The 3,687-nt window shown below is 65.3% G+C and carries 5 protein-coding genes; 4 read left to right on the top strand and 1 reads right to left on the bottom strand.

What is annotated here, in order from left to right:
• Positions 1-127 precede the first annotated feature (127 nt).
• Positions 128-1,039: a manganese catalase family protein gene (locus TVH25_RS21050; RefSeq protein ID WP_422425389.1), complete on the bottom strand. Its 912-nt coding sequence runs from the start codon at positions 1,037-1,039 to the stop codon at positions 128-130.
• Between the two features lie 177 nt (positions 1,040-1,216).
• On the opposite strand from TVH25_RS21050, the gene TVH25_RS21045 reads away from it, so the two are divergent.
• From TVH25_RS21045 to TVH25_RS21030, 4 genes are all read left to right on the top strand, one after another.
• Entirely contained in the window at positions 1,217-2,365 is a 1,149-nt protein-coding gene (locus tag TVH25_RS21045) for a zinc-dependent alcohol dehydrogenase (RefSeq protein WP_169620200.1), read from the top strand.
• A 12-nt stretch (positions 2,366-2,377) separates the two neighbouring features.
• Positions 2,378-2,995: a hypothetical protein gene (locus TVH25_RS21040; RefSeq protein WP_422425388.1), complete on the top strand. Its 618-nt coding sequence runs from the start codon at positions 2,378-2,380 to the stop codon at positions 2,993-2,995.
• Between the two features lie 80 nt (positions 2,996-3,075).
• A complete protein-coding gene (locus TVH25_RS21035) occupies positions 3,076-3,219 on the top strand; it encodes a hypothetical protein (RefSeq protein ID WP_169620198.1) in 144 nt (47 codons plus the stop codon).
• A gap of 46 nt (positions 3,220-3,265) precedes the next feature.
• Entirely contained in the window at positions 3,266-3,658 is a 393-nt protein-coding gene (locus TVH25_RS21030; protein WP_422425387.1) for a hypothetical protein, read from the top strand.
• The last annotated feature ends 29 nt before the right edge of the window (positions 3,659-3,687 follow it).

The following is a 3,687-nucleotide window of genomic DNA, read 5'->3' as shown; positions in this document are numbered from 1 at the left end:
GGGCCGACATATGTCGGCCCCTCCCTGGTTCCTGCGCCCGAGCGCCGCTGTGCGTTTCCACTGCGGACCCGAACCACTCCGTGGTGTCCGTGGCCGCCGGGCACCGGCGACCGTCTCCCTCGCCTACTCAGGGTTCGGTGTTGACTGCGTCCTTCATCTTGCCCATCAGCCCCTTCTCCGTGCCCAGCGCAGCCGAACGCGGCTCACCCTGCGACCCGTCATAGGTCGCATACAGCTTCGGATCCGGCGGCGGCGCACTGGCCACATCACCGAGCGGAACCGGATCGGCCAGGAACGACATCGGCGTCGACCCGTCGGGACCGGTACCGTGCGCCCACCGGCCCTGATCCGAGGCGACACCGTCCGACAGATGCCACAGGCTCGTGGCATGTTCGGAATGCTCCTCGTCGAACAACGCGTTCGGTGCGATCGGGGACGGCTCGATCCCGTCGGCCTGCAGTTCCTCGATCGCCGCGAGCCACAGATTCTGGTGGTACGTATCGCGCGCCAGGTTGAACTTGAGCATGTCCTTGACACCCGGATCGTCGGTCATGTGATACAAACGCGCGGTTTGTACCCGGCCTTGGGCTTCGGCAGCGACGTTGGCCCGGAAGTCGGCGAGCAGGTTGCCGCTCGCGACGATGAACCGTCCGTTCCAGGGCACACCGTTGCTGTCGGCGAGTGTCGGTCCGCCGCCGGAGACGATGGCCTGTTGCGGGTCCATTCCGCCGAGTACGGCGGCGACGACGGGGTCGGCGGCGGCGTTCTTGGTCGATTCGGTGGCCGGTGCGCCTTCGAGGAGCCGGGCGACCATGGTGGCGATCATTTCGACGTGGCCGATTTCTTCGGTGGCGACGTCCATGATCATGTCCTTGTACTTGCCGGGCATCCGGCAGTTCCATCCCTGGAACAGGTACTGCATGGTGACGGTCATTTCGCCGTATGCGCCGCCGATGAGTTCTTGGAGTTTGCGGGCGTAGACGGGGTCCGGCTTCTCGGGTTTGACGTCGAACTGGAGGTGATCTGTGTGACGGAACAATTCTCTCCCTTTCGTGTCGGGACTTCTGAGTCCTGCGGTGGGGAGGTACCACCGCGAAACGCGACCAAACCTCCGAGATCGTGAGATCTCCCCGGAACTGATCGGCCCGGTCGTGCATCGGACGTATCCGAGGGGGTACCCGCGTGCCACGAACCACGAGGAGACCCGGGAGGCGACTTGAAAGCGATGGTGTACCGAGGGCCCTACAAGGTCCGGGTGGAAGAGAAGGACATCCCGCGTATCGAGCACCCGAACGATGCGATCGTGCGCGTGCAGAGAGCGGCTATCTGCGGTTCGGACCTGCACCTGTACCACGGCATGATGCCCGACACGCGTGTCGGGATGACCTTCGGTCACGAGTTCATCGGCGTGGTGCACGAGGTCGGGCCGTCGGTCCGCAATCTGACGCCCGGAGACCGGGTGATGGTGCCGTTCAACGTGTACTGCGGATCCTGCTACTTCTGTGCACGCGGGCTGTATTCCAACTGCCACAACGTCAATCCGAATGCCACGGCAGTGGGCGGCATCTACGGCTACTCGCACACCTGCGGCGGATACGACGGAGGCCAGGCGGAATTCGTGCGAGTGCCGTTCGCCGACGTCGGGCCCGAACCGATCCCGGAATGGATGGACGACGAAGACGCGCTGATGTGCACCGACGCGCTGGCGACAGGCTATTTCGGTGCCCAGTTGGGTGACATCACCGAGGGCGACACCGTCGTGGTCTTCGGGGCCGGCCCGGTAGGGCTGTACGCCGCGAAGAGTTCGTGGTTCATGGGCGCCGGCCGAGTCATCGTGATCGACCACCTCGAGTATCGACTCGAGAAAGCACGCACCTTCGCTCACGCCGAGACCTACAACTTCGCGGAATACGACGACATCGTCGTGCAGATGAAGAAGGCCACCGACTATCTCGGGGCCGATGTGGTCATCGATGCGGTAGGCGCGGAAGCCGACGGCAACTTCCTCCAGCACGTGACGTCGGCGAAGTTCAAGTTGCAGGGTGGATCACCTATCGCATTGAACTGGGCGATCGACTCGGTCCGCAAGGGCGGAACGGTCTCGGTCATGGGGGCGTACGGGCCGATGTTCAGTGCCGTCAAATTCGGCGACGCGATGAACAAGGGTTTGACGCTGCGGATGAATCAGTGCCCGGTCAAACGCCAGTGGCCGCGTTTGTTCGAACATATTCGCAACGGTTACATCAAGCCCAACGAGCTTGTCACGCACAGGATTCCGCTGGAACACATCGCCGAGGGATTCCACATCTTCTCCGCGAAACTCGACGAGTGCATCAAGCCGGTCATCGTGCCGGATGCCGGATGAGAGGGCTGCGTGATGGCAGAACACGAACTTCCGACCGCCTACGTCCCGAGCGCGCCACAGCCGCCGGACACCGATGCGTTGCGCGCACGTATTCCCGGATGGGGTGTGGACATCGATCCCGCGGACCGTCCGTCGGTACCGAAAGAGCGCTTCGACCCCGAGGCATCGGGTGCGCGATGGACCTTCCCCGAGCGACAGGAGGAGAGGTGGCCACGGGAACGATCCGTCGAGCATGCCTTCGTCACCCCGGTCTTCGGCACGGCGTGCCCGCCCAAGGGCCTGTCCGGAATGATCCGCAAGTACGCCTACCGCCGTTTCAGTGAAGGCCGTGCCGCGCACTGGCTCCTGCTGCTCGGTGCCGATCGTGTCGACGCGGTCGAGTCGCATCTGCGTTCCTTCGTTTCCGGGCGACCGGACAACCTGGTGACGGAAACGGGAGTCCGGGCGGAGTTCACCCATAACGGACCGGCGGAGCGTGCGAAGAGCACGCGAGTCGACAAGTCCCACCAGTGGCTCGATCCGATCCTCGTCGGCGCGCCGTGGCTCCTGGCTCTCGGTGCGGGACTCGGCGTCGCGATACGGACGGTGTCGAAGCGGACGGTCTCCAAGGGACTCGCCCGGCGGCGCTGACACACAGCGAACGGGTCGGACCGGCGCCCGGGTTCGGCGGGCCTGGGTTTGGCGGGCCGGGCATCGGAAACCCGATATCCATGAACAGCACCGAAGGACCCGCAGACCGTTACGACCCCAGCCAGGATCCGGACGCCGATCCAGAGAATCTCCGGTCCGGCGCACCCCTGCAGCCGGACCAGGCCGAAGGGGAAGACGATCCCGAGGAGACCGATCCCGAGTGACGTACAGGGCCGCCGGGGAGCGGCTCCGCGGGGGGAAGGCACCACGATGACAACGATCGCACCGGGTAGCGACACACTCGGCCACCGCCTCGCCCGGCTTCACGGCTCGCTGAATGTCGCCGGAGGGCTGTGGCCCCTTGTACACAGGCAGAGTTTCGAAGCCGTTTTCGGGGCGAAGGTGGATCGGTGGCTGCAATACACCGTCGCCGGGCTCCTAGTGGGCAACGGGATCGCGCAATTGCGGGCCGAGGACAGTCCCGAAGGGCACCGCCATGCTCGACGGGTCGGCGTGGCCACAGCCGCGACCCTCCTGGCCGTGGACCTGATCTACGTGCCGGCAGGCAGGATCCCCAAGACCTACCTGCTCGACGCCGCGATGGAAGCCGCACTGCTGGCGGGCTGGGGGCTGCACGCCGCCGGTGGGGGAGGGAAGCGTTAGCGTCCCTGCACACGAGTGGGGCCCCGAAC

The sequence above is a fragment of the Rhodococcus sp. 7Tela_A2 genome (assembly GCF_049311045.1).
GTDB lineage: Bacteria > Actinomycetota > Actinomycetes > Mycobacteriales > Mycobacteriaceae > Rhodococcus.
The sequence above is the reverse complement of the archived record's forward strand: the minus strand, read 5'-3'. Positions and strand labels throughout refer to the sequence as shown.